Annotated in this window: 26 protein-coding genes; 2 read left to right on the top strand and 24 right to left on the bottom strand. The window is 43.1% G+C overall.

Going from position 1 to position 25,614, the window contains the following annotated elements:
- Positions 1 to 17: 17 nt before the first annotated feature.
- The 3 genes from sdaAB to NSQ64_RS08720 all read right to left on the bottom strand — a co-directional run bounded on the left by sdaAB (position 18) and on the right by NSQ64_RS08720 (position 2,881).
- Complete coding sequence (gene sdaAB, locus NSQ64_RS08730; protein ID WP_017367229.1) at positions 18 to 680, bottom strand: L-serine ammonia-lyase, iron-sulfur-dependent subunit beta; 663 nt, start codon at positions 678 to 680, stop codon at positions 18 to 20.
- Positions 681 to 829: 149 nt separating this feature from the next.
- On the bottom strand, positions 830 to 2,503 hold the full coding sequence (locus tag NSQ64_RS08725) for a DAK2 domain-containing protein (protein WP_341016021.1): 1,674 nt from the start codon (positions 2,501 to 2,503) through the stop codon (positions 830 to 832).
- Between the two features lie 15 nt (positions 2,504 to 2,518).
- A complete protein-coding gene (locus NSQ64_RS08720) occupies positions 2,519 to 2,881 on the bottom strand; it encodes an Asp23/Gls24 family envelope stress response protein (protein ID WP_008344871.1) in 363 nt (120 codons plus the stop codon).
- A gap of 271 nt (positions 2,882 to 3,152) precedes the next feature.
- On the opposite strand from NSQ64_RS08720, the gene rpmB reads away from it, so the two are divergent.
- Entirely contained in the window at positions 3,153 to 3,341 is a 189-nt protein-coding gene (gene rpmB, locus NSQ64_RS08715; RefSeq protein WP_003212514.1) for a 50S ribosomal protein L28, read from the top strand.
- 69 nt (positions 3,342 to 3,410) lie between these two features.
- Here rpmB and spoVM read toward each other — a convergent pair whose 3' ends face one another.
- The 17 genes from spoVM to NSQ64_RS08630 form a co-directional block, all read right to left on the bottom strand.
- Entirely contained in the window at positions 3,411 to 3,491 is an 81-nt protein-coding gene (spoVM, locus tag NSQ64_RS08710; protein ID WP_008354550.1) for a stage V sporulation protein SpoVM, read from the bottom strand.
- Positions 3,492 to 3,562: 71 nt separating this feature from the next.
- Entirely contained in the window at positions 3,563 to 4,207 is a 645-nt protein-coding gene (locus NSQ64_RS08705; protein ID WP_047947055.1) for a thiamine diphosphokinase, read from the bottom strand.
- Positions 4,208 to 4,266: 59 nt separating this feature from the next.
- Positions 4,267 to 4,917, bottom strand: a complete 651-nt coding sequence (gene rpe, locus NSQ64_RS08700) for a ribulose-phosphate 3-epimerase (RefSeq protein ID WP_017367226.1) — start codon at positions 4,915 to 4,917, stop codon at positions 4,267 to 4,269.
- Positions 4,918 to 4,920: 3 nt separating this feature from the next.
- Entirely contained in the window at positions 4,921 to 5,817 is an 897-nt protein-coding gene (rsgA, locus tag NSQ64_RS08695; protein ID WP_017367225.1) for a ribosome small subunit-dependent GTPase A, read from the bottom strand.
- 12 nt (positions 5,818 to 5,829) lie between these two features.
- Complete coding sequence (gene pknB, locus NSQ64_RS08690; protein ID WP_341016016.1) at positions 5,830 to 7,785, bottom strand: Stk1 family PASTA domain-containing Ser/Thr kinase; 1,956 nt, start codon at positions 7,783 to 7,785, stop codon at positions 5,830 to 5,832.
- Positions 7,779 to 8,549 (bottom strand): Stp1/IreP family PP2C-type Ser/Thr phosphatase, encoded by a 771-nt coding sequence (locus NSQ64_RS08685; RefSeq protein ID WP_034647887.1) that lies wholly within the window; start codon positions 8,547 to 8,549, stop codon positions 7,779 to 7,781. Before NSQ64_RS08685 ends, pknB begins: the two co-directional genes overlap by 7 nt.
- 3 nt (positions 8,550 to 8,552) lie before the next feature.
- On the bottom strand, positions 8,553 to 9,641 hold the full coding sequence (rlmN, locus tag NSQ64_RS08680) for a 23S rRNA (adenine(2503)-C(2))-methyltransferase RlmN (protein WP_024720337.1): 1,089 nt from the start codon (positions 9,639 to 9,641) through the stop codon (positions 8,553 to 8,555).
- 3 nt (positions 9,642 to 9,644) lie between these two features.
- Entirely contained in the window at positions 9,645 to 10,988 is a 1,344-nt protein-coding gene (gene rsmB / locus NSQ64_RS08675; RefSeq protein ID WP_341016012.1) for a 16S rRNA (cytosine(967)-C(5))-methyltransferase RsmB, read from the bottom strand.
- Positions 10,975 to 11,928: a methionyl-tRNA formyltransferase gene (fmt, locus tag NSQ64_RS08670; protein WP_041090553.1), complete on the bottom strand. Its 954-nt coding sequence runs from the start codon at positions 11,926 to 11,928 to the stop codon at positions 10,975 to 10,977. The genes rsmB and fmt overlap by 14 nt, the downstream gene beginning before the upstream one ends.
- Before the next feature lie 5 nt (positions 11,929 to 11,933).
- Positions 11,934 to 12,416 carry a peptide deformylase gene (gene def / locus NSQ64_RS08665; protein WP_017359337.1) on the bottom strand — a complete coding sequence of 161 codons (483 nt, stop codon included), beginning with the start codon at positions 12,414 to 12,416 and terminating at the stop codon, positions 11,934 to 11,936.
- Positions 12,417 to 12,431: 15 nt separating this feature from the next.
- The gene (gene priA / locus NSQ64_RS08660; protein WP_047947053.1) at positions 12,432 to 14,840 is read right to left on the bottom strand and encodes a primosomal protein N'; all 2,409 of its coding nucleotides are present in this window, start codon (positions 14,838 to 14,840) and stop codon (positions 12,432 to 12,434) included.
- Positions 14,837 to 16,054 (bottom strand): bifunctional phosphopantothenoylcysteine decarboxylase/phosphopantothenate--cysteine ligase CoaBC, encoded by a 1,218-nt coding sequence (coaBC, locus tag NSQ64_RS08655; RefSeq protein WP_341016007.1) that lies wholly within the window; start codon positions 16,052 to 16,054, stop codon positions 14,837 to 14,839. Before coaBC ends, priA begins: the two co-directional genes overlap by 4 nt.
- A gap of 115 nt (positions 16,055 to 16,169) precedes the next feature.
- Complete coding sequence (rpoZ, locus tag NSQ64_RS08650) at positions 16,170 to 16,373, bottom strand: DNA-directed RNA polymerase subunit omega (protein WP_008344896.1); 204 nt, start codon at positions 16,371 to 16,373, stop codon at positions 16,170 to 16,172.
- 3 nt (positions 16,374 to 16,376) lie between these two features.
- Positions 16,377 to 16,991, bottom strand: coding sequence for a guanylate kinase (gmk, locus tag NSQ64_RS08645; RefSeq protein ID WP_007499680.1), 615 nt, complete (start codon positions 16,989 to 16,991; stop codon positions 16,377 to 16,379).
- 9 nt (positions 16,992 to 17,000) lie between these two features.
- Entirely contained in the window at positions 17,001 to 17,270 is a 270-nt protein-coding gene (gene remA, locus NSQ64_RS08640; RefSeq protein ID WP_008344898.1) for an extracellular matrix/biofilm regulator RemA, read from the bottom strand.
- A 76-nt stretch (positions 17,271 to 17,346) separates the two neighbouring features.
- A complete protein-coding gene (locus tag NSQ64_RS08635) occupies positions 17,347 to 18,222 on the bottom strand; it encodes a YicC/YloC family endoribonuclease (RefSeq protein WP_178896654.1) in 876 nt (291 codons plus the stop codon).
- A gap of 83 nt (positions 18,223 to 18,305) precedes the next feature.
- Positions 18,306 to 20,981 (bottom strand): calcium-translocating P-type ATPase, SERCA-type, encoded by a 2,676-nt coding sequence (locus tag NSQ64_RS08630; protein ID WP_178896655.1) that lies wholly within the window; start codon positions 20,979 to 20,981, stop codon positions 18,306 to 18,308.
- A gap of 165 nt (positions 20,982 to 21,146) precedes the next feature.
- Between NSQ64_RS08630 and NSQ64_RS08625 the strand changes: the two genes are divergently transcribed.
- Positions 21,147 to 22,856: an Rqc2 family fibronectin-binding protein gene (locus tag NSQ64_RS08625; RefSeq protein WP_327872177.1), complete on the top strand. Its 1,710-nt coding sequence runs from the start codon at positions 21,147 to 21,149 to the stop codon at positions 22,854 to 22,856.
- A 31-nt stretch (positions 22,857 to 22,887) separates the two neighbouring features.
- Here the strand turns inward: NSQ64_RS08625 and NSQ64_RS08620 are convergent, their stop codons facing one another.
- The 4 genes from NSQ64_RS08620 to cysC form a co-directional block, all read right to left on the bottom strand.
- Positions 22,888 to 23,391 carry a precorrin-2 dehydrogenase/sirohydrochlorin ferrochelatase family protein gene (locus NSQ64_RS08620; RefSeq protein ID WP_039166748.1) on the bottom strand — a complete coding sequence of 168 codons (504 nt, stop codon included), beginning with the start codon at positions 23,389 to 23,391 and terminating at the stop codon, positions 22,888 to 22,890.
- A complete protein-coding gene (locus tag NSQ64_RS08615; protein WP_017367214.1) occupies positions 23,372 to 24,157 on the bottom strand; it encodes a sirohydrochlorin chelatase in 786 nt (261 codons plus the stop codon). Before NSQ64_RS08615 ends, NSQ64_RS08620 begins: the two co-directional genes overlap by 20 nt.
- Before the next feature lie 76 nt (positions 24,158 to 24,233).
- Positions 24,234 to 24,989 carry a uroporphyrinogen-III C-methyltransferase gene (gene cobA / locus NSQ64_RS08610; RefSeq protein WP_024720329.1) on the bottom strand — a complete coding sequence of 252 codons (756 nt, stop codon included), beginning with the start codon at positions 24,987 to 24,989 and terminating at the stop codon, positions 24,234 to 24,236.
- A 28-nt stretch (positions 24,990 to 25,017) separates the two neighbouring features.
- The gene (gene cysC / locus NSQ64_RS08605; protein ID WP_008344911.1) at positions 25,018 to 25,611 is read right to left on the bottom strand and encodes an adenylyl-sulfate kinase; all 594 of its coding nucleotides are present in this window, start codon (positions 25,609 to 25,611) and stop codon (positions 25,018 to 25,020) included.
- Positions 25,612 to 25,614 lie beyond the last annotated feature (3 nt).

Raw genomic sequence — 25,614 nt, 5'->3', positions numbered from 1 at the left:
ACATAACCTCCTTGTTGTTACTCTGCAATTTGTGTGACTTGAATAATGTTTGGCAGCGTCTCAAGCTCTGTTAAAACCGCTGGATCAATATTCTGATCCACTTCAATCGTCATGAGTGCTTCTTGCCCGACCTCTTTACGTGCCACTTCCATATGACCAATGTTGATGGCGAATTTCGCTAACACATTGGCAACTGCTGCAATCGTCCCATAACGGTCGTTATGAACCACAAGAATGGCCGGGTGATTCCCTGAGAGTCTCAGTTCAAAGCCATTTAATTCTGTGATTTCAATTTTACCTCCGCCAATGGAAATCCCGATTAATTCAAGGCTTCCATTCGCATCTGAAATTTCTACTTTTGCTGTATTCGGATGCGCTGGCACCGCATCTTCTTCTTTAAACTCAATGTCGATTTCTTTGCTTTTTGCAATATCGATCGCTGTTTTAATTCGTTCATCAAATGTATCAAAGTCAAGAACACCGCCGATAATGGCTACATCTGTCCCGTGCCCTTTATACGTATCTTTAAAAGAGCCATAAAACGATACAGTAATTCGTTTCGGTTCTCTTCCGAACAAGCTGCGAGCCACTCTTCCAATACGAGCCGCACCCGCCGTGTGCGAACTTGATGGACCAATCATGACGGGTCCAATAATATCAAACACACTTCTAAATTTCATAGGTCTTCCCCTCTCATCACCAATCACAGATTGGTTTGTTACTCCCTTTAGACTAATGGATTCATTCGATTCCCGCAACTCATTTCACCGATGAACACATAGTAAAAAAATGCAAAAGAAGAAGAAGGGCTTCATGTGCCCTTCTTTCTTTATTCAACAGCCAAAATATATGAATAAAGCGGCTGTTTTCCATCGTGGACTTCAACTTCTACATCTTCAAATGTTTCTTCAATATATGCTTCTAAAGCTTCCATCTCATCAGATGATGCATCTTCCCCTTTGATGATTGTGACAATCTCATCATCTTCTGTCACCATTTGGGTCAAAAGCTCTTTTGCTGCATCTAATTGATTTTTAGCTGTTAAGGTGATTTTTCCATTGTATAGGCCCATATAATCGCCTTTGGCAATGTCGATCCCATCAATTTGGGTATCTCTCACTGCAAAGGTAATTTGGCCGCTTTTCACATGATCAATCGCTTCTAACATCGCTGCTTCATTGTCTTCATTTGAAGCTGCTTCATTTAGAGAAAGAAGTGCCGACATTCCTTGAGGAACGGTCTTTGTCGGAATAACAACGACCTCACGACTTGAGACAGTTGCCGCCTGTTTAGCTGCCATGACAATATTAGAATTATTAGGTAAGATAAAGACGGTTTCGGCATGAATGCTATCAATTGCTTTGACAATGTCTTCTGTGCTCGGATTCATTGTCTGTCCGCCTTCAATGACGACGGATGCTCCGATACTTTTAAACAAGTCAGCAATCCCTTCTCCCATTGCGACACTCACTACTCCAAAACGCTGTTTTTCAGCAGCTGTTGCTTTTGGTGCAGCAAGCGAGTGATCTTTTTCTTCATTGACGATCGAGCTATGCTGCTCTCTCATGTTTTCAATTTTCATATTAATTAAGCTGCCGTAGCGCTGTGCATATGATAAGACATCTCCTGGCTGCTCTGCATGAATATGAACTTTTGCAAGCGTATCATCAGATACCACAAGAAGTGAATCTCCGAATTCGCTTAATTCTTCTCTGAAGGCATTTTCGTCAAAGGACTGTTTGTCTTCTTCGAATTTCACCATAAATTCTGTACAATAGCCAAATTCAATATCTTCTGTGTTCATATGGCTTTGTGCACTTTTATGATGCTCTGCACTCACTAATTCTTTTAATGTTGGCAAAGAGGCCGTTTTAGGAGGAAGCTCTTCTCCTCTTAATGAAGCAAGGAAACCTTCATATACACAAAGAAGTCCTTTACCGCCGCTATCTACAACGCCGACTTCTTTTAAAACAGGAAGGAGATCTGGCGTGCGGTCAAGTGATGCTCTTGCTTCCTCAATCGTTAATTCAAGCACACGATCGATTTGGTCTTCTGTTGCTGAAACAGCAACCGCTTTCTTTGCTGCGTCTTTTGCAACCGTTAAGATGGTTCCTTCAATCGGTTTCATGACGGCTTTATATGCTGTATCAACGCCGGCCTGCAAGGCAAGCGCAAATTCTTTTGCGTCAATTGTTTCTTTTTGTTCTATATTTTTGCTGAAACCTCTGAAGAGCTGAGACAGGATCACACCTGAGTTTCCTCTTGCCCCCATTAACAGCCCTTTTGACAGAGCCACCCCGACCTTACCAATGTGATCGGTATTTGTTTCTTCAACTGCTTTTGCCCCTGAAGTCATTGACAAATTCATATTTGTCCCCGTGTCTCCGTCTGGCACTGGAAAAACATTTAACGCATCAACAATTTGTGCGTTTTGAGAAAGATGGTGAGCACCTGCAAGAATCATTTTTGCAAATGAGCGGCCACCCAGATTTCTAATAGACAATATATTTCCTCCTTACTACGGGTTCGTAACTTTTACTCCTTGTACATAAATGTTGACTGAGTCAACTGAAAGTCCAATCGTGTGATGAATCGTATATTTGACTTTCGTTTGAACATTATGTGCGACTTCTGATATTTTTGTACCGTAGCTGACGATGATGTACATATCAATATGAATGCGATCTTCTTTTTGACGCACAAGAACACCCCGGCTGAAGTTCTCTTTGCGGAGAATATCCGTCAAGCCGTCCTTTATTTGATTTTTGGACGCCATGCCAACAATACCATAGCAATCGATCGCAGCGCCTCCTGCCACCATTGCAATGACTTCATTTGATATATCAATTTGTCCGTATTTCGTTCTAAGTTCAATGGACACATTGGTTCCCCCTTTTTGAGAAATTGCCCTGAGTTATCACTATTTTACTATAAGACCCTTCTTTTTAAAAGAAATCATTCAATCCGACCCAATCCTACTTATACTATAGCCTTGATTTTTTATCAAGATGTCAAGGTATTTTTCTTGAAAGAGGAGTAAACAATCCTTGCAAACCCCTTGAAGCTGTGGTAAATTATTAAAGTATCTTGAGGCATCTCTAAGTACGTATATGAAGAATATGATGATGTTTTCGCAGTTAGGAGGGAAACAAATGGCACGTAAATGCGTTATTACAGGCAGAAAAACAAAAGCTGGGAACAACCGTTCTCACGCAATGAACTCTACAAAACGTACATGGGGCGCGAACCTTCAAAAAGTTCGTATTCTAGTGGACGGTAAGCCTAAAAGAGTATATGTATCAGCTCGAGCTTTGAAATCTGGTAAAGTTGAGCGTGTATAAGCAAGAGTAAACGCCTGCTACATTTAACTGTAGCAGGCGTTTTTATGTGGAAATAAAGGAGATTACTCATTAATCTTTCTTAAATGAACCAAGCATCGCACGGACAATGCCGCCAAGAAATCTAGGCAGTTTGATTGTATAAAATTTCATTTTGTCCCCCTCCTAAAAGTACCGCTTGCAGCACAATTGAGCTTAATCAGCCATCCACATTGATAGGTTGGTCAATCTTTGCTTCTTACCATTATTAATATGCCTTCATGAAAAGAAAAAGTACCATTTGAGTGGATGAGTTCGTTACTAATACATAGTGTGGAACCAGGCTCAATATGACAATTTTTCAGAGGATATTTGAAACCTTTTAATGTCAGCTTTTCAACCGATGTACCGAAGGGCAAAAACGACACATATTTTTTATCCGAGTCTTGTTTGATTTCGTATGTACCAGGTCCAAACATTTGAATGATATTTTGTTTATCTACAAGGGTCATGCTCTGTTTGTGCTGAATGCCTTTGTAAAGGAGATGGATATTCCCAAGAAAATGATCTGCTCTTCCGCCTGTGATGCCGTAAATTTGAATATGTGCTGGATTCTGACGCAAAGACCAGTTCAGCGCAAGTTCTAAATCCGTTTCATCTTTCTCTGCCTGAAATAAATTGAGTGCAGGCAATTTCTTTTTCAGTTCATGAAGCTCTTCTTCTGTCACACTATCAAAATCACCAAATGCTCTGTCAGGTACAATGCCATGCTCTAGTAAGAAAAGGGTCCCCCGATCTACGCCGACCCAGAGAATGTCCTCCTCAGATGCTTCATGATCAAGCGGCGGGATGTACGCAAAAGGACCGCCGGCTACGATATGTATGTGCATGATTACGCTCCTCTCCATTGAAAAAGAACCAAAGATCACAATGACTTTGGTTCCTTTTCTTATGCTTCTCGAATGGCCTGAATGGCCGCCGCGCGGTCATCTTTCCCATATACCGCTGAGCCGGCAACAAGTAGATTAGCGCCTGCTTCTTTGCAGCTCTTTGCTGTCTCTACATTGACACCGCCATCTATTTCAATGAGTAAATCAGTTAAGCCTTTTTGTTCACTAAGTGTCTTTACTTCTTTTACCTTTGAGAGAACAGATGGAATAAACGCCTGTCCGCCAAAACCAGGGTTCACCGTCATGAATAAGACTAGGTCAACATCCTCTAATACATGCGCGATTTGAGAAACGGGTGTGTGCGGGTTTAAAACAACCCCTGCTTTGACACCTTGTTCTTTTATATGCTGAATCGTGCGATGTAAGTGTGGACACGCCTCGACATGAACAGAAATAATATCAGCGCCCGCTTTTGCAAATGCAGGGATATACTGGTCTGGCTGCTCAATCATTAAGTGAACATCGAGCGGCAGCTTTGTATGCGGCCTGATCGCCTCCACTACATTTGGTCCAAATGTCATATTCGGTACAAAATGACCGTCCATCACATCAATATGAATATAATCCGCTCCACCTTGTTCCACATCACGGATATCTTTCTCCAGATTGGCAAAATCGGCTGATAAAATGGATGGGGCAATATAAACCATGACTTAGTACCTCGGCTTTCTATCTTTAATTTCAGTTAAAAACTCTAAATAATGCTGATAGCGATACTCTCTGATGCGATCGTGTTCTACTGCCTCTTTTACCGCACATCCAGGCTCTTTTACGTGCAAACAGCCCCTGAATTTACATTCTGCACTCTTCTCTCTGATTTCTAAGAAATAGAGCCCTAAATCTTCCGCTTCGATACCTGTAAATTCAAGCGAGCTGAATCCTGGTGTATCAGCAATGAGCCCTTCAGCCGTTCGAATGAGTTCCACATGTCTTGTTGTATGTTTCCCCCTGCCAAGATGGGAGGAAATATCATTTGTTTTCAGTGCTAAATCAGGACTCATCGCATTTAAGAGAGAAGACTTCCCTACACCTGATTGACCTGCAAATACAGTAATCTTGTGATGGAAATGCGGGGTCAGCTTTTCAATTCCATCCCCTTCGATCGTCGATGTTAAATGAACGTCGTATCCAATTTGGCGATAGTCTTCTGCATAGGCTTGAATCGTTTCTCGCTCTTGCTCTGTTTTCAGCAAGTCCATTTTTGTGATGCAGATAATCGGTTCAATCTGGCTCTCTTCAACAAGCACTAGGAATCTGTCTAAAAGCGATGTACTAAAGGTCGGCTCTGCTGCTGAGAAAACGAGCACCGCTTGATCAACGTTGCTAATAGGCGGCCGAATCAGCTCATTGGTCCGCTCTTTTACTTCCAGCAAATAGCCTTCCTTATCGTTATCTGCTTGATAGACGACATAATCTCCAACAAGAGGGGTTATTTTGTTTTTACGAAAAATCCCTCTCGCTCTACACTGAATTACTTTGCCACTTTCTAGAGACTCATCCAGCACATAATAAAATCCGCTTAATGCTTTAATAATTTTGCCCTCAGGCATAAAGTCCCTCCTTTATTCATCATCAGGGTATTCAATCGTTTTGGAGCTCACTACTTTATCATCCACTGTCACCTGATAGTATCCTTTTTGACCAGGTTCTATCTTAAATTTAATCGTTCGCTCAGTGGGCGCAGTGATTTTAAAGGTTTCATATAAATCAGAAATGCTATGTTCTGCGTCATCAATAGATATTTGAACATTCATTTCTTGTCCTTCTGTTTCTGGTTCATACGGGATCGCAATCTTTTCAGTCACCGTTTTAGCCGGTTTCTCTTTTGGGCCAAGAGAGAACGTAACTTTAACCGTATCACCAGGTTTAACAGCTGTCCCCGCTCCCGGTTCCTGCTTCATGACCTCACCTTTTGGCACATCGTCAGAATATGCTTCTTTTTCATCTAGCTTTAGTCCATTATCCTCTAGATAATTTGATGCGGCCTGTTTACTATACGTCGTTAAATCCCGTAAGGTAATATCGGCAGGGCCTATACTGACGGTCAATGTGACTTCTTCATCTGCTGCGACAAGTTCTGTATTCGCAGAAGGTTTCTGTTCCATGACAATGCCTGATTCTGTGTCATTATCATTCACTTCCTCCACAACAACCTGTTTAAACCCTTTTTTCTCTAATAGTTCTTTTGCTTTCTCGACCTTTTCACCTGTTACATCAGGTAATTCGGTTTTTTCTTTACCTGTACTTTGATAAAGCTGAATTTCTGTCCCTTCTTTTACCTTTGTTCCGATTTTCGGGTCTGTTTTGACAACCAGCCCTTTTTCAATCTTCTCGTCGGCAATATCAATGGGTTCAGAAGCGACGGTAAACCCGGCTTTCTTCAAGGTGTCTTCCGCTTTTTCAACCGTCATGCCAGAAACATCGGTCACCTCTACATCCTTTGGAAAGAGTAATCCTGGGAATACCGTGATCGCTAAAATGGTCGCAGCCGTCAAAATAAATAAGATCGACGCTACAATCCACGGCCATTTTTTCCGTTTTTTCTTCGGCTTTTGTTTCTCTTTTTTCTTTGGTTTTTGAACCGGGTGGACGGCTGTTTTTTCATTGTCTTGATCGACTTGATGATCTTTTATAATAGGAATGGCTTTTGTTGCTTCATGATCTTCTTCAATGACAAAGCGCTTTTCTTTTAGTCTTGCAGGGTCAAAAGCCGTTTTTAAGTCTTTTTGCATTTCAGATGCATCTTCGTATCGATAGAATGGATCTTTGGCCATCGATTTTAAAATGATGTTCTCCACGCTTTGCGGAACAGAAGGATTCCATCTTCTCACAGATGGCGGCTCTGATTGCAAATGCTTCAGTGCGACACTGACAGCGGATTCTCCTTCAAATGGCATGCGTCCTGAAATCAGCTCATAAAGAACAATACCAAGTGAATAAATGTCTGACTTTTTCGTTGCAAGACCGCCGCGCGCTTGCTCTGGGGACAAATAATGCACGGAGCCAAGAACAGAATTCGTATGGGTAATGGTCGCTGAGCTAAGCGCCATGGCAATGCCAAAATCAGTGACTTTGATATTCCCCAAGTTGTCTATTAATATATTGTGAGGCTTAATGTCTCGATGGACGAGCTGTTTCGCATGGGCTTCTTCCATCGCCGCAACGACTTGCTCCATGATGCGAACGGCTTCTTTTGGATGAAGCGGTCCATTTGCGTGTATGTATTCCTTCAGCGTCATCCCCTCGACATATTCCATGACAATATAATAAATGTCATCTTCTTCCCCTACATCGTAGATACTGACAATATTCGGATGATCTAAGCTGGCTGCTGATTGCGCTTCTCTCCGGAACCGTCTAATAAAATCATCATCGCTTGCAAAGTCAAACCGTAAAATTTTAATCGCCACTTCGCGATCTAAAATCATATCCTCCGCTAAATAAACGTTGGCCATTCCGCCTCCGCCTATGGCACGAAGAATTTGATAACGGCCGCTGATCCTTTTTCCGATCAACACTTGCTGTCACCCTCCTCTGTTTGGGAGGAGATTTCTAACAGTACTGCTGTAATGTTATCTTCACCGCCGTTGTCATTCGCTGTTTGAACTAACTCTGTTACTTTTTCATCTGGTGCGGTTGTTTGCGATAAAATCTGAATCAAATGTTCTTCTTCTACTTTATTCGATAATCCGTCTGAGCAAAGCAAAATTTGATCTCCTGGATCCACTTCAAAAGTTCGTGCATCAATTTGAACGTGTTTATCCGTTCCTAACGCTTTGGTTAGCACATTTTTTCTTGGATGATATTCTGCATCCGCTTTTGAAATCTCTCCTGTTTTCACTAACTCATTCACTAGTGAGTGATCATCTGTTAATTGGGTCAGCGCGCCTTCTCTTAGCAAGTAGCAGCGGCTGTCACCAATATGGGCAATTGTGACCGTTTGCAAATGAACGAGCGCACAAACGATAGTCGTCCCCATTCCTTGGCATTCCTCATTGTTTTTCGCATGTTCGTATACTTGGTCATTAATGTCGCTAATTTTTGAGATTAACCAATTTTCTTGATCGGCTGGTTTATTTGGAATTGAAGATGTTTCTTGCCAGTATTCTTTTAAAGAAGAAACTGCCATCTTGCTGGCTACATCACCAGCAAGATGACCTCCCATTCCATCTGCTACAACAGCTAGAAGTGTGTCTTCTTTTGCTTCAAAAATACCTGCATCATCTTCATTATGCTGACGGACTTTTCCTGTATCGGTTTGAAAGGCTGCCCTTATCAACATTCGTCACCTCGTCTCTTCCTGACGCTCCTTCGCTCTTAGCTGACCGCAAGCAGCATCAATATCATGGCCTTGCTCTCGTCTAATCGTTACGTTTACGCCTCGTTCTTTCAGCGTTTTTTCAAATAGGAAGATTTGTTCTCTTGGTGTTCTCACGTAATCTCTTTCTGGTACATAGTTCACCGGGATGAGGTTTACATGGCATTTGATTCCTTTTAATAAATCAGCAAGTTCTTCTGCGTGATGGACTTGATCATTGACTCCGCCAAACAGACCGTATTCAAAGCTCACGCGTCTGCCTGTTTTTTGAATGTAGTATTCAATAGCTTCCATTAATTTTGGCAGCTTGTATGCCTTATTGATTGGCATGAGGCGGCTTCGAATTTCAGTATTTGGTGCGTGCAGGGAGACAGCAAAGTTGATTTGCATTTGCTCATCCGCAAATTGATAAATCTTTGGAATGATCCCGCTCGTCGAAACCGTAATATGACGTGCTCCAATATTTAAGCCGTTGTCATGGTTAATGATTTTAAGGAATGCAAGCATTTCATCAAAGTTATCAAACGGTTCGCCAATTCCCATGATGACAACTGAGCTGACGCGTTCATCTGTTTCGTCAAGCGCCTGTTGTACTTTCAATACTTGGGCCACAATTTCTCCCGCCTCAAGGTTACGTTTCAAACCACCAAGTGTAGATGCACAGAATGTACAACCAATCCGGCAGCCAACCTGTGTTGTGACGCAGACAGAGTTGCCGTATTCGTGGCGCATTAGCACGGTTTCAATGGTATAGCCATCGTGTAATTCAAATAAGAACTTGATCGTTCCATCTTGAGATGTTTGTTTGATCACTGTTTTTAAAGTCGTGATGGCGAATTGATCTTTTAATTTTTCTCTTAATTCCTTTGATAGGTTAGACATTTCATCAAAGGATGTGACGCGTTTTTCATAAAGCCACTCAAAAATTTGTGTTGCACGGAAAGGCTTTTCGCCTTGTTCCTTTAACCAGTCTTTGATTTCATTTAGCTCAAACGAGTAGATCGACGGCATGTCTGTTTTCAGTTCTTTTCTTACTTTTTGTTTTTGTTCTGTCATTTTTTATCCCTTCTTTCTCATGCTGCAAATAAAGAAACCATCTGTTCCGAAATAATGAGGAAGTATTTGTAGACTTCCGTTTTGAACAAACGGAGCAACCTGCTCAGGCAGCCGTTCATTAAGAGATAGATCGGGTTCGAAGTCTTGGTGTTCTTGTAAAAACGCATGAATCACTTGTTGATTTTCTGTTGGATCCATTGTACATGTACTATATACAAGGGTTCCGCCTGGCTTTAGCAGCTGGGCTGTTTCATGCAAGATCGATTGCTGAATTGTCGCAAGTCTTGCTGAGTCTTCCGAGGACTTTGTATATTTCATATCTGGTTTTCGTCTGATGACGCCAAAACCTGAACATGGTGCATCAATAAGAATACGGTCAAACGAAGCATCATCATAATGGTCGGATGCTTTTCTTGCATCAAGCGCTTTTGCCTCAATATGCGTTAAGTTCAGACGCTTTGCCGCCTGTTTGATCAGTTTTACTTTGTGCTCATGTAAATCAAGAGACACAATGTTCCCCTCATCGTTCATTCGCTCTGCAATATGTGTTGATTTACCACCAGGGGCGGCACAGGCATCAAGCACCATTTCTCCCGGCTGAGGGTCCAGCGCTCTTGCGACAAGCATGGAGCTTTCATCTTGGATCGTGACAAAGCCCTCTTGAAAGAAAGGAGTGGATACGATAGATCCTTTCATGAGTTTGAGTGCATCCTCAGAGAGATCGCCGAGCTCTGTCTCAATTCCTGCATCCATGAGTTCTTGCTGCAGTGCAGTGCGGTTTTTTTTCATTTGATTGACACGCAATGTCTGCTTTGGCGGGACTAAATGAATACGGCACATGCTTTCTGCTGCTTCAAAACCGTACGCCTCCACCCATTCTTGTACGAGCCACAATGGATGGCTTGTCTCAACCGATAGCCGCTTGACCGGATCTTTGATCGCATCAAATGATGGCACGCCTTCTCTTTGCACAGAACGAAGAACGCCGTTGACTAGTGAAGAAATACCTTTATGTCCGCGCTTTTTCGTTAGTTCCACTGCTTCGTGGATGGCTGCACGATCTGGAATTTTTTCAAGATAAACCATCTGATAAAGAGACATCCGCAAAAGTTGCATCACCCAAGGAGCCAGTTTTTGCGGTTTTTTCACAAAGGGTGTGAGCATATAATCAAGTGCCAGCTTGTTTTGCAGTGTACCGTATACAAGTTCTGTTAATAGCGGTTTGTCTTGATCGGAGAGTTCTTTCTCTTTCATCACTGACTGCAAAAGCAAGTTACTGTAGGCTTGATTTTGTTCGAGTTTGATCAAAGCGTCTAGTGCTACTTCTCTCACATTACTTTTCTTCATTGATTAGCCCTAATTTCTGTCCAATTTCGATATTTGCGCCTCTTAAGAAGTCTTCACCGCTCATTTTTTTCTTTCCAGCGGGCTGTACACTCGTTAATAAAAGGCCTAGCTGATTTCCTGTTCCAACGACTGGTCCTTCTTTTTGAAGCTCAATCACTTTCCCAGGTTCTTCTGGTGCTTGAAGCGGAACTTTTTTCGCTTCCCATACTTTTAAGTTAGCACCGTTCCATTCAGTATAGGCAACTGGCCATGGATTTAAGCCGCGAACTTGGTTGTAAAGCTCTTCTCCTGGCTTGGTCCAGTCTAACCTTTCCTGCTCCCGCTTAATATTTGGTGCATACGTTGCTGCCTCTTCATTTTGCGGAATTGGCGAGATAGACCTGCTTAACACATTTGGAACTGTGTCTTTTAATAAGGCCGCACCAGCCACACTTAATTTATCGTGCAGTGTTCCGACGTTGTCTAATTCATCAATTTCTACTTCTACTTTGCTAATCATGTCACCTGCATCAAGCTTTTCTACCATATACATGATCGTCACGCCTGTTTTCTTTTTGCCTTGCAGGATCGCATAATGGATCGGTGCACCGCCTCTTAGTTCTGGCAGCAGTGAAGCATGAACGTTGATACAGCCAAATTCAGGTTCATCAAGTAATCTTTTTGGCAAAATTTGTCCGAATGCTGCTGTTACGATCAAATCTGGCTTTAACGCAAGCACTTTATCAATTTCTTCATCAAGACGTACCTTTTCAGGCTGTAAAACTGGAATGCCGTGTTTTAAGGCTTCTACTTTTACAGGAGGCGGCGTGAGCACTCGTTTTCTGCCTTTCGGGCGATCTGGCTGTGTGACGACCCCGACAACTTCGTATCCTTCTGTTATAAGTGTTTGCAGCACAGGTACTGAGAAATCAGGGGTTCCCATAAATACGATACGTGCCATTTTCTTCACCCTTCCATTTCCGCAAGTTCTTTTTCTGTATACGTTTGAATGATCTTCGACGTGAATAATACGCCGTCTAAGTGATCAATTTCATGCAATAAAGCTCTTGCTAAAAATCCTTCTGCTTCTATTGTAAATGGTTTGCCTTTCTTATCAAAGGCTTTCACCTTCACATAATTTGGTCTTTCAACCGTTCCGTACAAAGATGGAAAGCTCAGGCAGCCTTCAATGTCTGTCTGGCTCCCTTCCACTTCAAGAATCTCAGGATTTACTAAGTCAATCCTCCCAGAATCTTCTCCGATATCGACCACGGCGATTCTTTTTGAGATGCCGATTTGTGGTGCGGCTAGGCCGACTCCATCTAGTTCAAGCATTGTATCATACATATCATCCAGCAGTTTTTTCAGTTTTTTATCGAATGTATCAACAAGCTCTGTTTGTTGTTCAAGCACGTCTGCAGGATGTAAGACTATCGGTTTGATTGCCACGAAAAGACCTCCGTTTTACATCATCATATATGGATTCATATCGATTGATATCATCAACTGTTTTTGTTCCATTTCTTTTTGATAATGATCTTGTATTTTTCGTAATAAACTTGCCAGTTCATTTTCCCTTTTGTATTTTATCACGCATTGATATCGATATCTATCTTTGATCTTAGCGATCGGAGAAGCAGCAGGACCGAGAATTCTTGTATTCGGTGCACAATTCATTTTCAGGAACTGAACAATTTTGTCTGTGACATGCGCTGCCTTTGTCACTTCTTCATGTGATACAGTCACCATCGCCAAAAAATAAAATGGCGGATAGGACTGATGACGACGGTGCAACATCTCCTGCTCATAAAAGGCTTCATAATCATGCTGTTTGGTTAATTCAATACTATAATGCGAAGGTGTATATGATTGAATAATGACTGACCCCGCTTTTTCATGACGTCCCGCACGTCCGCTTACTTGTGTAAGAAGCTGAAACGTTTTTTCACTTGAACGAAAATCAGGGATGTGAAGAGACGTATCCGCACTAAGGACACCGACAAGTGTAACATCTGGGAAGTCTAATCCTTTTGCAATCATTTGCGTCCCAAGCAGAATGTCTGCTTCTTTATTACCAAAGGACGTGAGAAGCTTTTCGTGTGCGCCTTTCCGAGAGGTTGTATCTACATCCATTCGGATGACCCTTGCTTCTGGCAATACCTTCGTCAGCTCTTCTTCCACACGCTGCGTGCCTGTACCAAAATAGCGAATATGCTCACTATGGCATTCTGGACATTCTGCAGGTACAGGAGCTTCGTGACCGCAGTAATGGCACTTCAGCCGTTTTTGAAAGCGGTGATAAGTGAGAGATATCTCACAATGAGGACATTGTTCCACATATCCGCAATCCCGGCACATCACAAAGGATGAATAACCTCTTTTATTGAGAAATAAAACCGCCTGCTCTTTCCTTTCAAGTACTTCTTTTAACCTGAGCATTAATTCTTCTGAGAACATGGAGCGGTTGCCGTTTCTTAATTCTTCTCTCATATCAATTAACGAAACGTGCGGCAGCTGCTGCTGATTGACGCGCCGTTTGAGCGTCAGCAGTGTATACACACCCTTTTTCGCACGCGCATATGACTCAAGTGAAGGCGTTGCACTGCCTAATACAACCGGACATTGGTGCCGCCCTGCTCGTTCAATGGCCACATCTTTCGCATGATACCGAGGCATTTCTTCTTGTTTATATGAAGATTCGTGTTCTTCATCTATAATGATCATTCCTAAATTCTCAAACGGGGCAAAAACAGCCGATCTTGCGCCAACGACAAGTTTGACTTCCTTGCGGTGGATTTTCCGCCATTCATCGTATTTTTCCCCAGTCGATAAGCCGCTATGAAGGACAGCCACATTGGAGCCGAAGCGCTCTTTAAAACGCTGGACCATTTGAGGCGTTAATGAAATTTCAGGAACTAGGACGATCGCTTCTTTTCCCTTTTGGAGGACATGATCAATCGTCTGTAAATAAATTTCGGTTTTACCGCTTCCTGTGACCCCGTGCAGTAAAAACGTTTCATGTTTTTCATCGCTCACTGCTTGATGAATGGGTTTTGCCGCTTCTGCTTGCTCTGTTGTGAGATCAAGAGGAGTAGATGGTGTAAACTCCCTATCCCGATAAGGATCTCGATAAATCTCTTCATAGCTTTCTGTTAACAGGCCTTCTTGAATCAAAGCTTTTATCGTTTGAGAACTAGCACCTGTTTGCTGCTGCAAATCTTTTGCTAAAAACGTCGTTTCATTCGCTTGAAATAAAAAGGTAAGCAGCGCCTTCTGTTTCACCGCATTTTTCTTTAACTGCTTCTGTTTTTCTTCAAGTTTTTCTTTCGTAACTGCTACCTGAAGTGTCCGCACCTTTTTCTTTCCGGATTTTTGTGAGACGTGATATCTGACTTCTAGATGGCCTTTTTGGACATGCTTTTGAATAGGCTTCAGCTGTTCAGGCGGAATGTCAGCGTAAAGGATGCTCTCTTGCTGACCGAAAAGCTCTTTCAATGACTGCGGAAGTTCCTCAGCTGATAACACCTGAATTTCTTTTTCATATTTGGCTTTCATCGCTGCTGGAAGCATCGATTGAAGCGCCGTAATATGATAGGACAATGTTTTTTCCGTCAGCCAGTGGGAAAGCTCCAATAGCTCATCTGTCAGAACAGGAGATAAATCAAATAAATCGACAATGTCCTTGATGTTTCCTGACTGTACGTCTGTTTCTTCTTTGATTTTTGTCACAAACCCTTGAATCTTCCTTGGGCCAAAAGGAACCACTACCCTCATACCAGCCTTGACAAGGCCTTTAAAGCGGTCTGGCACACGATAGTCAAATGGCCTGTCAATGGCTTTCGTTGTGACATCGACGATCACTTCAGCAATCATGCTCGATCACGCTCTTTTGGCAGCAGCTGCTTTGCCTCCTGTAAGATTTCAAAGGCAAGATCTTTTTTGCTCATCATTGGCAGCTCTTTTTTTGTTCCGTCTGCTTTGATCAATGCTGCGACATTTGTATCTGTGCCAAAGCCTGCGCCCTCTGCTGCAACATTGTTCGCGACAATCATATCTAAATGCTTGGATTCGATTTTCTTTTTCGCATAGTATTCAACATCCTGCGTCTCAGCTGCAAAGCCGACTAGCACCTGATGTTCTTTTCTTTTCCCAAGCTCTTTTAAAATATCTTTCGTCCGCTTAAATTCAACCGCTAGTTCACCGTCTTGTTTTTTCATTTTATGAGAATACGTCGTGACAGGCGTATAATCGGCAACGGCTGCTGATTTTATCACTATATCTGCTGACTCGTACACCTCTAACGCTGCTTGATACATCTCCTCAGCCGATTCCACTTGCACTACATCCACATGCTCAGGTGCAGTTAACGAAACAGGTCCTGAAATGAGCGTGACATCAGCCCCCATTTGCTCGGCAGCTTCTGCAATGGCATAGCCCATTTTCCCAGAAGATCGATTTGAAAGGAAACGAACAGGGTCGATCACTTCTCGTGTAGGACCAGCTGTGACCACGACTTTTTTGCCTGAAAGCGGCAAGCTGGTTGGCTCATCAAAAAACGCACGGATGTGTTCAACAATTTTTTCAGGCTCCTCTAAGCGTCCTTTTCCAATGTAGCCGCATGCTAAATAGCCTTCACTTGGCTCTATAAACCGGTAGCCGTCTCCATATAAAGTGCGGATGTTTCGCTTGACAGCTGGATGGTCATACATGTGCACATTCATAGCCGGTGCAACCCATACAGGAGCTGTTGAAGCAAGCAAGGTCGTTGTGAGCATATCATCAGCAAGTCCTGCGGCCATTTTACCAATGGTATGTGCTGTTGCAGGGGCAACAAGAATGAGATCGGCCCAGTCAGCTACATCAATATGCGCTATGACTTTTGGATTATTTTCTTTAAATGTATCCACATACACCTCATGCCGAGATAGGGCTTGAAAGGTGAGCGGAGACACAAACTCACGGGCAGATTCTGTCATAATCACTCTTACGTTTGCGCCTGCCTGTACGAGTTTACTAGTGAGTGCAGCTGCTTTATATACGGCGATTCCTCCGCTGACGCCGAGTAAAATATTTTTTGACTGTAACATTTGTTTGTCCCCCTTAACGGCCTTTTTCACAAATTCGTCTACAATTCAAAAAAGTCAAAACCAATCATAGTTTTGACTTTTTTGAACGTATCGTATCTGCATAGCAGAAGCGATGTTATTCTTGCTCTTCTTTTTCAAATGTCAAAAGACCAGCATCGATTTCTTCAAGAGCTTTCCCTACAAATTTGTAGGATTTTGTGTTTTCGATTTGTTGATCTTGATGGATTTGCATTTCACGTGCACGGCGTGCAGACACTGTGACAAGTGTATATTTTGAGTCAAGTTTGTTCATCAATGAGTCAATTGAAGGATCTAACATGGTTTATTCTACCCCCAGCATTTTTTTATATCTTGGTGCGACTCTGTCTCTTCGCAGGTGCTCTGCAAGGACGATCGCTTTAATTCTTTCACATGCAAGCTCGACATCGTCGTTTTCAACGACATAGTCATAAGCATCCATCATTTCAATTTCTTCTTTTGCAGCAGCCATTCGGTTACGAATGAGATCCTCAGATTCTGTCCCGCGTGTAATAATGCGGTTTTGAAGTTCTGAAAGACTTGGCGGTGCAAGGAAAATAAAGAGACCTTCCGGGAATGCTTCTCTTACTTGAAGTGCACCTTGCACTTCGATTTCAAGGAAAACATCTTTTCCTTCGCTCAATGTTTGTTCTACATAGTCAACAGGCGTGCCGTAGTAATTCCCGACATATTCTGCCCATTCTAACAGCTTTTTGTTTTCAATCATATGTTCAAATTCTTCCCTGGTTTTAAAGAAATAATCAACACCATTTCTTTCACCTTCACGCGGTTTGCGGGTTGTCACAGAAATAGAGTATTCAAATTTCGTATCTTCCTGGGAGAAAATGGCTTGTCTGACCGTTCCTTTTCCAACTCCCGAAGGTCCAGAGAGAACGATTAAAAGTCCTCTTTCTTTCATAATGGCGTATTACCCCTGCCCTTCATCTATGATTTCTTCTTTTACAGAAAGTCTTTGCGCGACAGTCTCAGGCTGAACGGCAGATAAGATGACATGGTCACTGTCCATAATGACAACAGCACGGGTTCTTCTTCCGTATGTCGCATCAATGAGCATGCCTCGATCTCTTGCGTCTTGTATCATTCGTTTAATCGGTGCTGATTCCGGACTGACGATCGAAATCATCCGATTCGCTGAAATGATGTTTCCAAATCCGATATTGATCAACTTTATGGTCATCTTCTTTCGTCCCCCTGTAATATAAACGTCTCTAGTCTCGCCGAAAGAGACGCACTGTAAACAGCATACACAATGACTATTCTATATTTTGCACTTGTTCTTTTATTTTTTCAATAGCGCTTTTCATTTCAACCACCAGCTTTGTTAAATGGTGATGGTTTGCTTTTGATCCAATCGTGTTCACTTCACGGTTGAGCTCCTGTACAAGAAAGTCAAGCTTTCGTCCGGCAGCGCCGCCTTGCGTCAAAATTTGCTGAAACTGCTGAAAATGACTTTTCAGCCTGGTAATCTCTTCTGTAATGTCACAGCGATCAGCAAAGATGGCCGCTTCTGTGGTCAGCCTACTCTCTTCAAGCGCCTCTCCGATCCATTCTTGCAATCTTTGATTCAATCGTTCTTTGTACTGACTCACAACCTCTGGTGCAAACACTTTGATTTCTTCTGTAAATGCCTCGAGTTCAGACAGCCTGAGTTCACAGTCTTTTTGAAGTGATGTTCCCTCCCGCTCTCTCATAAAGCAAAGCTCCTTGACAGCTTCTTCACAAGTGTCTATCAGCAAATGCTCCAGCTGCTCATTTCGGCTGACTGACTCTTCCACCTGAACAGCCTGTTCCAGCTTCAGTAAGTCATGTGCATGCTGAATACCTGAAATATGATAGCGGTCCTCAAGGTCTTTTGCGGCTTTCATATATTCATCAAGCAGCGGCCAGTCAATCTGTAAAGACCGGCTTGCAAGTTTACCGCCTTCAATCGTAACAAACAGCTCAATTCGACCGCGCTGCACGTGACGAAGAATGATTTTTTTTAATGTATCTTCGAAATATAAAAGCGGCCTCGGCAAACGGGCATGAACCTCTTTAAAACGGTGATTGACCGATTTTAGCTCAACTGACACTGTCAGTTCTCCATCCGTTTTACTCGCTTGGCCGAATCCCGTCATACTGCGTATCATGTGAAAACACCCAATTCTTTCATATTAATAAAATGAAAAAGGTAATAGCAGACACTATTACCTCAAAATTATACCATAACCAATTATTTTTTTCTTGTCAAAAGTGATCCTGCCAGTAAAAAAGTTGGCAATGCAGACATACCGATGATCAGAAGCCAATCGACTGGTGCGACCGCCACCGTTTTGAAAATTGGCTGAAGCGGCGGATAATAAATGACCACAAGCATCAGCAGCAGGGAAGACACAACAGCGCCGATCAAGTACATATTCCCAAATGGATTGCGTTCAAAAATAGACCGTTCACTGCGGCAGTCAAACACATGAATGAGCTGCGCCAAAACGAGTGTGCTGAATGCAACCGTCTGCGCATATTGAAGATTGTTCGGATCACGGTGATACACAAACATAAAGGCTAACAAAGTGGCAATCCCGATCAGAAACCCTCTTGATATGACCTTCCAACCAAGCCCTCTTGCAAAAATCCCCTCTTTCATGTTCCGCGGCTTTCTCTTCATGACATCGCCTTCTGGTTTATCCATTCCAAGTGCCATAGCCGGCAAGCCGTCTGTGACAAGGTTTACCCACAAAATTTGAATTGGAACGAGAGGCAATGGAAGCGCAAGAAGCATCGCAAACAGCATGACCAAAATCTCTCCCACATTCGATGCCAGCAAATAGCGGACAAATTTGCGAATGTTTTCATAAATATTCCGGCCCTCTTTAATAGCGGATTTAATGGTCGCAAAGTTGTCATCAAGCAAAATAAGAGAAGAAGCTTCTTTGGCAACGTCTGTTCCGGTAATCCCCATGGATATGCCGATATCCGCCTGTTTAATCGCTGGCGCATCATTCACCCCATCACCTGTCATCGCGACAATATGGCCATTTTTTTGATAGGCCTTCACAATTCTCAGTTTATGCTCAGGTGATACACGGGCAAAGACGTACACATCTTCTGCTGTTTGCTCCAGCTCTTTGTCGCTTAGCTGATCCAGAGCTTTTCCATCAAGCACCTTTCCTTGCTTCGGTAAGAGACTTAAATCTTTAGCGATCGCTTTAGCCGTTTCTACGTGATCGCCTGTAATCATCACTGTTTTAATGCCAGCATCCCGGCATTCTTTAATCGCTCGTCTCACTTCAGGACGAGGTGGATCAATCATGCCCTCTAGACCGATAAATGTGAGGCCAGTTTCTGCCTGCTGAACAGAGGTGATTTTTTCTGTCAGGCTTACTTTTTTATATGCAATCGCAATGGTTCTAAGCGCTTGTCTTGCTAAACCTTGAATGGCAGCTTCTGTTTCTTGCCGGTGGGCCTTTGAAAATGAGGCGGTGCGTCCGCCGTGCATCATATGACTTGAACGGTTCATCAGCACATCTGGCGCCCCTTTGGCAATGACATACCGCTCCTTCTGATTCGTTTCCACGACGACTGACATCATTTTTCTTTCAGAGTCAAAAGGGAATTCCTCCACCACACGAAATCCCGCTTCGATGAATTGCTCTGTAAAACCCGCTTTACGCGCAGCGGTTAGAAGTGCTCCTTCTGTCGGATCACCATCAAGTCTCATCTCTCCGTCTTTTTCAACGATGGTCGATGTATTACAAAGTGCTCCGTATAATAGCACCTTTTGCAGGCTTGGATGTTTGTCTACATGGACAAGTTCTCCGTTTAAGGTAAAATCACCTGACGGCTCGTACCCCGTGCCAGAAATATTCCATGTTTTCCCCTCTGCCCATACATGTGTCACTGTCATTTTATTTTGTGTCATTGTGCCTGTTTTATCTGAGCAAATAATCGAGGCGCAGCCGAGTGTTTCCACAGCCGGCAGCTTTCTGACAATGGATTTTTGTTTAATCATCCGCTGCACACCTAGGGAAAGTGCGACAGTGACGATCGCCGGCAGTCCTTCTGGAATCGCAGCAACAGCGAGAGATACACCCGCTAAGAACATATGATACAAATCATGACCTTGCACCACACCAAGAACAACCACAAGCACAGTTAAAAATAATGCAGCAACAATTAAAATTTTCCCCAGCTGCTCAAGGCGTCTTTGCAGCGGTGTTTCCATATTACCTGCTGAATCCAGCATACCAGCAATTTGTCCCATCGCCGTATTCATCCCTGTACCAATGACAACCCCTACACCGCTTCCCCTCGTGACAAGCGTCCCCATAAAGGCCATGTTCGTCAAATCTCCAAGTGAGACATGATCTCGCGAGAGCGGACTCGCATGTTTGACCGCTGGGATGGACTCTCCAGTGAGGGCAGATTCTTCGATTTCCAAACTCTTTGTTTCTAGTAATCTGATATCTGCCCCAATTCGGTCCCCGCTTGAAAACTTCACAATATCTCCCGGCACGAGGTGCTTTGACGGGATCTTGACCCATTCATTGTTTCTCCTTGCATAGACATGCGGCGTTGATAATTCCTTTAGTGCTTGGAGGGACTTTTCCGCACGGCGTTCCTGATAAAAGCCAAGCACACCATTTATCAGCACAATCGCCACAATCGCCACAGCATCAATGTATTCACCTAAAAAAGCAGAAATAATCGTTGCCGCAAGCAGGATTAACACCATAAAGTCTTTAAATTGCGCTAAAAAAATAACGAACGCCGACACCTTTTTCCCTTCCTGTAATTCATTTGGCCCATGCTTTTCAAGCCGCTTTTGCACATCTTTGTCTGACAGTCCGTCACCTATCGATGTATTCATTGTTTTTAATAAATCGGTTTGGTTCAGTTCATGCCAATTCATTTGACCTCGTCCACTCCTCTTTTGTTCTCTCTCTTATGCAGTGTTCTATAAGCCAGTTTATTCAGACTCGTCCTAAATCATGCTATAATAATAAGACTGCCTAAAGAACGAGAAAACGTAAGGTTCTTTCAGTAGATTTGTGTGAAAGAAGAGGGTGTATCCAACATGTCATTTGACGGCATTTTTACATACGGTATGACAAATGAATTGCAAGAAACATTAACTGGCGGAAGAATTTCGAAAATACATCAGCCATACAAGCATGAGCTGATTTTTCATATCCGGTCAAAGGGGAAGAATCATAAACTTCTTTTATCCGCTCACCCGAGCTATGCAAGGGTACAGCTCACTGAGCACCATGATGATAATCCGAGCGAACCGCCAATGTTTTGTATGCTTCTCAGAAAACATCTTGAGGGTGGGTTCATTGAACGTTTTGAACAAATTGGGTTAGATCGGGTGATCGTGCTGCACGTGCGAAGCCGAAATGAAATTGGCGATGAACAAACCCGTAAGCTGTATATTGAAATTATGGGCAGGCACAGCAACTTAATTCTCGTGGAGGACGAAACGGAGCAGATCATTGACGGACTGAAACATCTTTCTCCATCTGTGAACAGCTATCGAACGGTGCTGCCCGGACATCAATATCTTCTGCCGCCGGCACAGCAAAAGCTGAATCCTTTTGACGTGACGAAGGAAGATATTTTAAAGCATTTACGTTTTCAAGAAGGGAAAATCGCCAATCAAATTGTCGATACATTCTCTGGGGTTTCTCCGCTGTTTGCTAAGGAAGCTGTCCACAGGGCCGGTCTTGCCAATCAGGAAACGATTCCAAGTACATTGCTCGAGATGTTTCAGCTCATTCAGGCGCATTCTTTTACCCCTCAGCTCACGAGAAAAGATGGGAAAGAGTATTTTTATTTATTAGAACTTCAGCACGTCGATGGTGACATGAAGACGTTTGATTCTCTTAGTGAGCTACTTGACCGTTTTTATTTCGGAAAAGCTGAAAGAGACAGAGTCAAACAGCAGGCGGCTGACCTTGAACGTTTTGTTGCGAATGAAAAAAAGAAAAATGAAAACAAGCTGAAAAAACTAAAAAGAACGCTTGAAGAATCTCAAAATGCGCATAAGTATCAGCTTTATGGTGAATTGCTTACTGCCAATATATATGCGATTAAAAAAGGGGATAAAGAAGCGACTGTTATCAATTATTATGATGAAGAAGGCGGAGAGATCACGATCCCGCTCAAAACAAACAAAACCCCTTCTGAAAATGCACAAGCGTATTTTACAAAATACCAAAAGGCAAAAAATGCAGTAGAGGCCGTAAATGAACAAATCAAGCGAACACATGAAGAAATTGTTTATTTTGACGAGCTGATCCAGCAGCTGTCCTCTGCCTCACCAAAAGATTTAGAGGAAATAAGAGAAGAACTGGTGGAAGGAAAATATTTGCGTCCCAAACAAAAACGCAACGCCAAAAAGAAAAAACCATCGGCCATTCAGCTTGAAGCATATGAATCTTCTCAAGGTGTTCCGATTCTCGTTGGAAAAAACAACAAGCAAAACGAATATTTGACCACAAAGGCGGCAGCTCGTGATGACATTTGGCTGCACACAAAGGATATTCCTGGATCACATGTCGTCATTCGTCACAAAGCGCCTGATGAACAAACCTTGCTTGAAGCGGCACAAATTGCTGCCTACTTCTCGAAGGCAAAAGAATCAAGCTCCGTCCCTGTCGATTATACGAAAATCCGGCATGTAAAAAAACCAAACGGAGCAAAACCGGGCTTTGTCACGTATGATCAGCAGCAAACATTATTTGTGACGCCTGATGAGGATGTTGTCCTAAAGCTGAGAAAATAAAAAAGAGCCGATTAAATCTTTAGATGAGATTTTATCGGCTTTTTCTTTGTCTTTTTTTTCTTTCTATATAGAGCTCATCCAGTGCATCTACATCCTCTTGTTCAAGCAAGGTCTCAATGGCCGCAGCCAGCTGTTTAGTGCGGGCTGGGCTTGCACCACTCGTAGATATGGAGATTGTTACTTTTCCTGCCCTTACAACCTTTGGCACAATCACATTGCCTAGCTCTGACTGGCTCACACAGTTGACGAGCTGATGAGGAAGCGCTGATTGCGTCATCCACTCGTTTACTGAAGGATCGTCTGTAGCAGCGACAATTAAAAATGCATCCTTTACATCTTCCGCATCCACTTTCTTTTTCTTCCAAGTCAGCTGATATGTCTCAATGAGATTCGCCATTTCATCACAAATGTCAGGGCTCACAATGGTTATGCTGCATGGCTCCATGCATAGCGCACTCGTCCTTCTAGCCGCAATCCTTCCACCGCCGGCAATTAGCACATGTTTATTGGTTAGATCAAGATGAACTGGAAGCATGGCTTTCTCCTTGAAAACGAAACGCATCCTCTTTGTTTAAGATGGTTTCCTGCACACGTTCAATATAAGCTGCTTTTACATGGGGATGAAACCCAATATATCGGCAGACACGGACATCTCGCAGCCGCTCTCTCGCCTGATTCGCTTCACTCTCAATCTCTTTCATTAAAATGCCGGTAAATAAAAGATAAGGCACGAGATAGACAGGCGTATCATCATCTACTGTTAACTGTGCTAAGACGTCACGATAATTCGGTTCACACGCTGTAATAAAACACGGAAAAACCTCTGCACAAGGCAACATGCTTCGGACATCATCTGCAATGCCAAACACATCCCGCTTTACATCTGGATCAGAGCTTCCACGGCCAATTAAGAGAATTTTTGCGTGCTCTCCCTTGTATCCTGCTTCTTCAATCCTTGCGATAACCGCTTTCGTGACTTCTTGGTTCACGCCTATAGGTCTTCCATATGTCACCTTCACTTGTGGGAAACGTTTTTGTACTTTCACAATCTCATCTGGAATATCTGATTTGGCATGCATGGCAGTTAAAAGGAGGAGCGGGACGATCGCAATGTGGGTTGCTCCTTTTTGTACACAAGTCTCAAACCCTTCTTCGATTGAAGGGTCCGTCAACTCTAAAAAACAAATTTCTTGGATATCTGCTTCGACTAACGGCATACAGCTTTTCATAAAAGAAATGGCTTTATCCTGTGCTTCTTTTACCCTGCTTCCATGCCCAACATAAAGGACAGCTTGTTTCATTTGACTCCTCCTTGCGACCTTAGTTTTATTCAGACGAAAAGACACGATGTCTACACGTGTCTTTTCACCTTTGTTCTCATTTCTCAATCAGTGCTGGTTCAAACCAGTTCAACTTTTGATGAAAGTGAACGACATCTCCTACCACAATTAAACTTGGGTGCTCGATCCCTTCTTTTTCAACCGTTTTAGATAGTGTCGCCACCGTGCAGCAAGTCGTCTTTTGCCTTGTGGTCGTTCCCCAGTGAATAAACGCAGCTGGGGTTTCAGGATTCCGCCCATTTTTCAAAAGCAGCCGCTGGACTCTTTCCACGTTTTTGACGCCCATGTAAATGACAAGGGTATCAATCCCCGTCGCCAGCGCTTCCCACTTTTCTTCAAAATGTTCATCCTTTTGATAATGCCCTGTCACAAACGCAACATTTGAGCTGAATTCTCGGTGCGTGACTGGAATGCCTGCATAAGCAGCCGCTGCAATGCCAGAAGTAATCCCCGGGACAACTTCATACGGAATACCATGCTCAGCTAAGCATTCGATTTCTTCACCGCCACGGCCAAATACAAAGGGATCACCGCCTTTTAGACGAACGACTATGTTCCCTTCCTTCGCATGAGCAACAAGCGCTTCATTAATCGCTTCCTGTCTCATCGTATGATGATTCGGCAGTTTGCCGCAATAGATCAACTCCGCCTCCGGTTTGGCATGGGCAAGAATCTCTTGATTGACAAGACGATCATATAAAATGACATCTGCCTGCTGTATTGCCTTATGGGCCTTTAGCGTAATTAAGTCTGGGTCACCCGGTCCGGCACCAACAATGTATACTTTCCCCATCTTGCTTTCTCCCCCTGCCATCAGGCGATTATTTCGTTTTATCCTTTACATAATCAACAAGGCGCTGTTTTGACTCCTCGCGTGATAATTCACCTGTATCTAGGACGAGCTCAGGCGCAGCTGGCTCTTCGTATGGTGAATCGATTCCCGTGAAAAATGGAATTTCGCCGTTTCTTGCTTTTTTATATAATCCCTTTGGATCACGCTCTTCACACACGTTCAGATCACATTTCACAAACACTTCGTGAAATTCTCCGTCTTCGACTAACTGTCTTACGATTTGGCGGTCTTCTTGAAATGGTGAAATAAAAGCAGTAATAACAATCGTTCCTTGCTCAACAAATAATTTCGCCACTTCACCGATGCGCCGAATGTTCTCTTTTCTGTCGTCATCTGAAAAGCCTAAGTCTTTATTGAGTCCATGGCGTACGTTATCGCCATCAAGGACTGTCACTTGGTACCCCTGTTCAAACAGCTCTCGAGCCGCTGCGTTGGCGATCGTCGATTTACCTGAACCGCTTAGACCTGTCAGCCAAATGATCCCGCTTGTATGGTTGTTTTTCTGTTGATATTCTTTTTTAGTAATAGATGAATCATGCCACACGATATGTTCGTTGCTCATGTC

Source organism: Bacillus sp. FSL W8-0183 (assembly GCF_038006825.1).
Taxonomy (GTDB): domain Bacteria; phylum Bacillota; class Bacilli; order Bacillales; family Bacillaceae; genus Bacillus; species Bacillus altitudinis.
The sequence above is the reverse complement of the archived record's forward strand: the minus strand, read 5'-3'. Positions and strand labels throughout refer to the sequence as shown.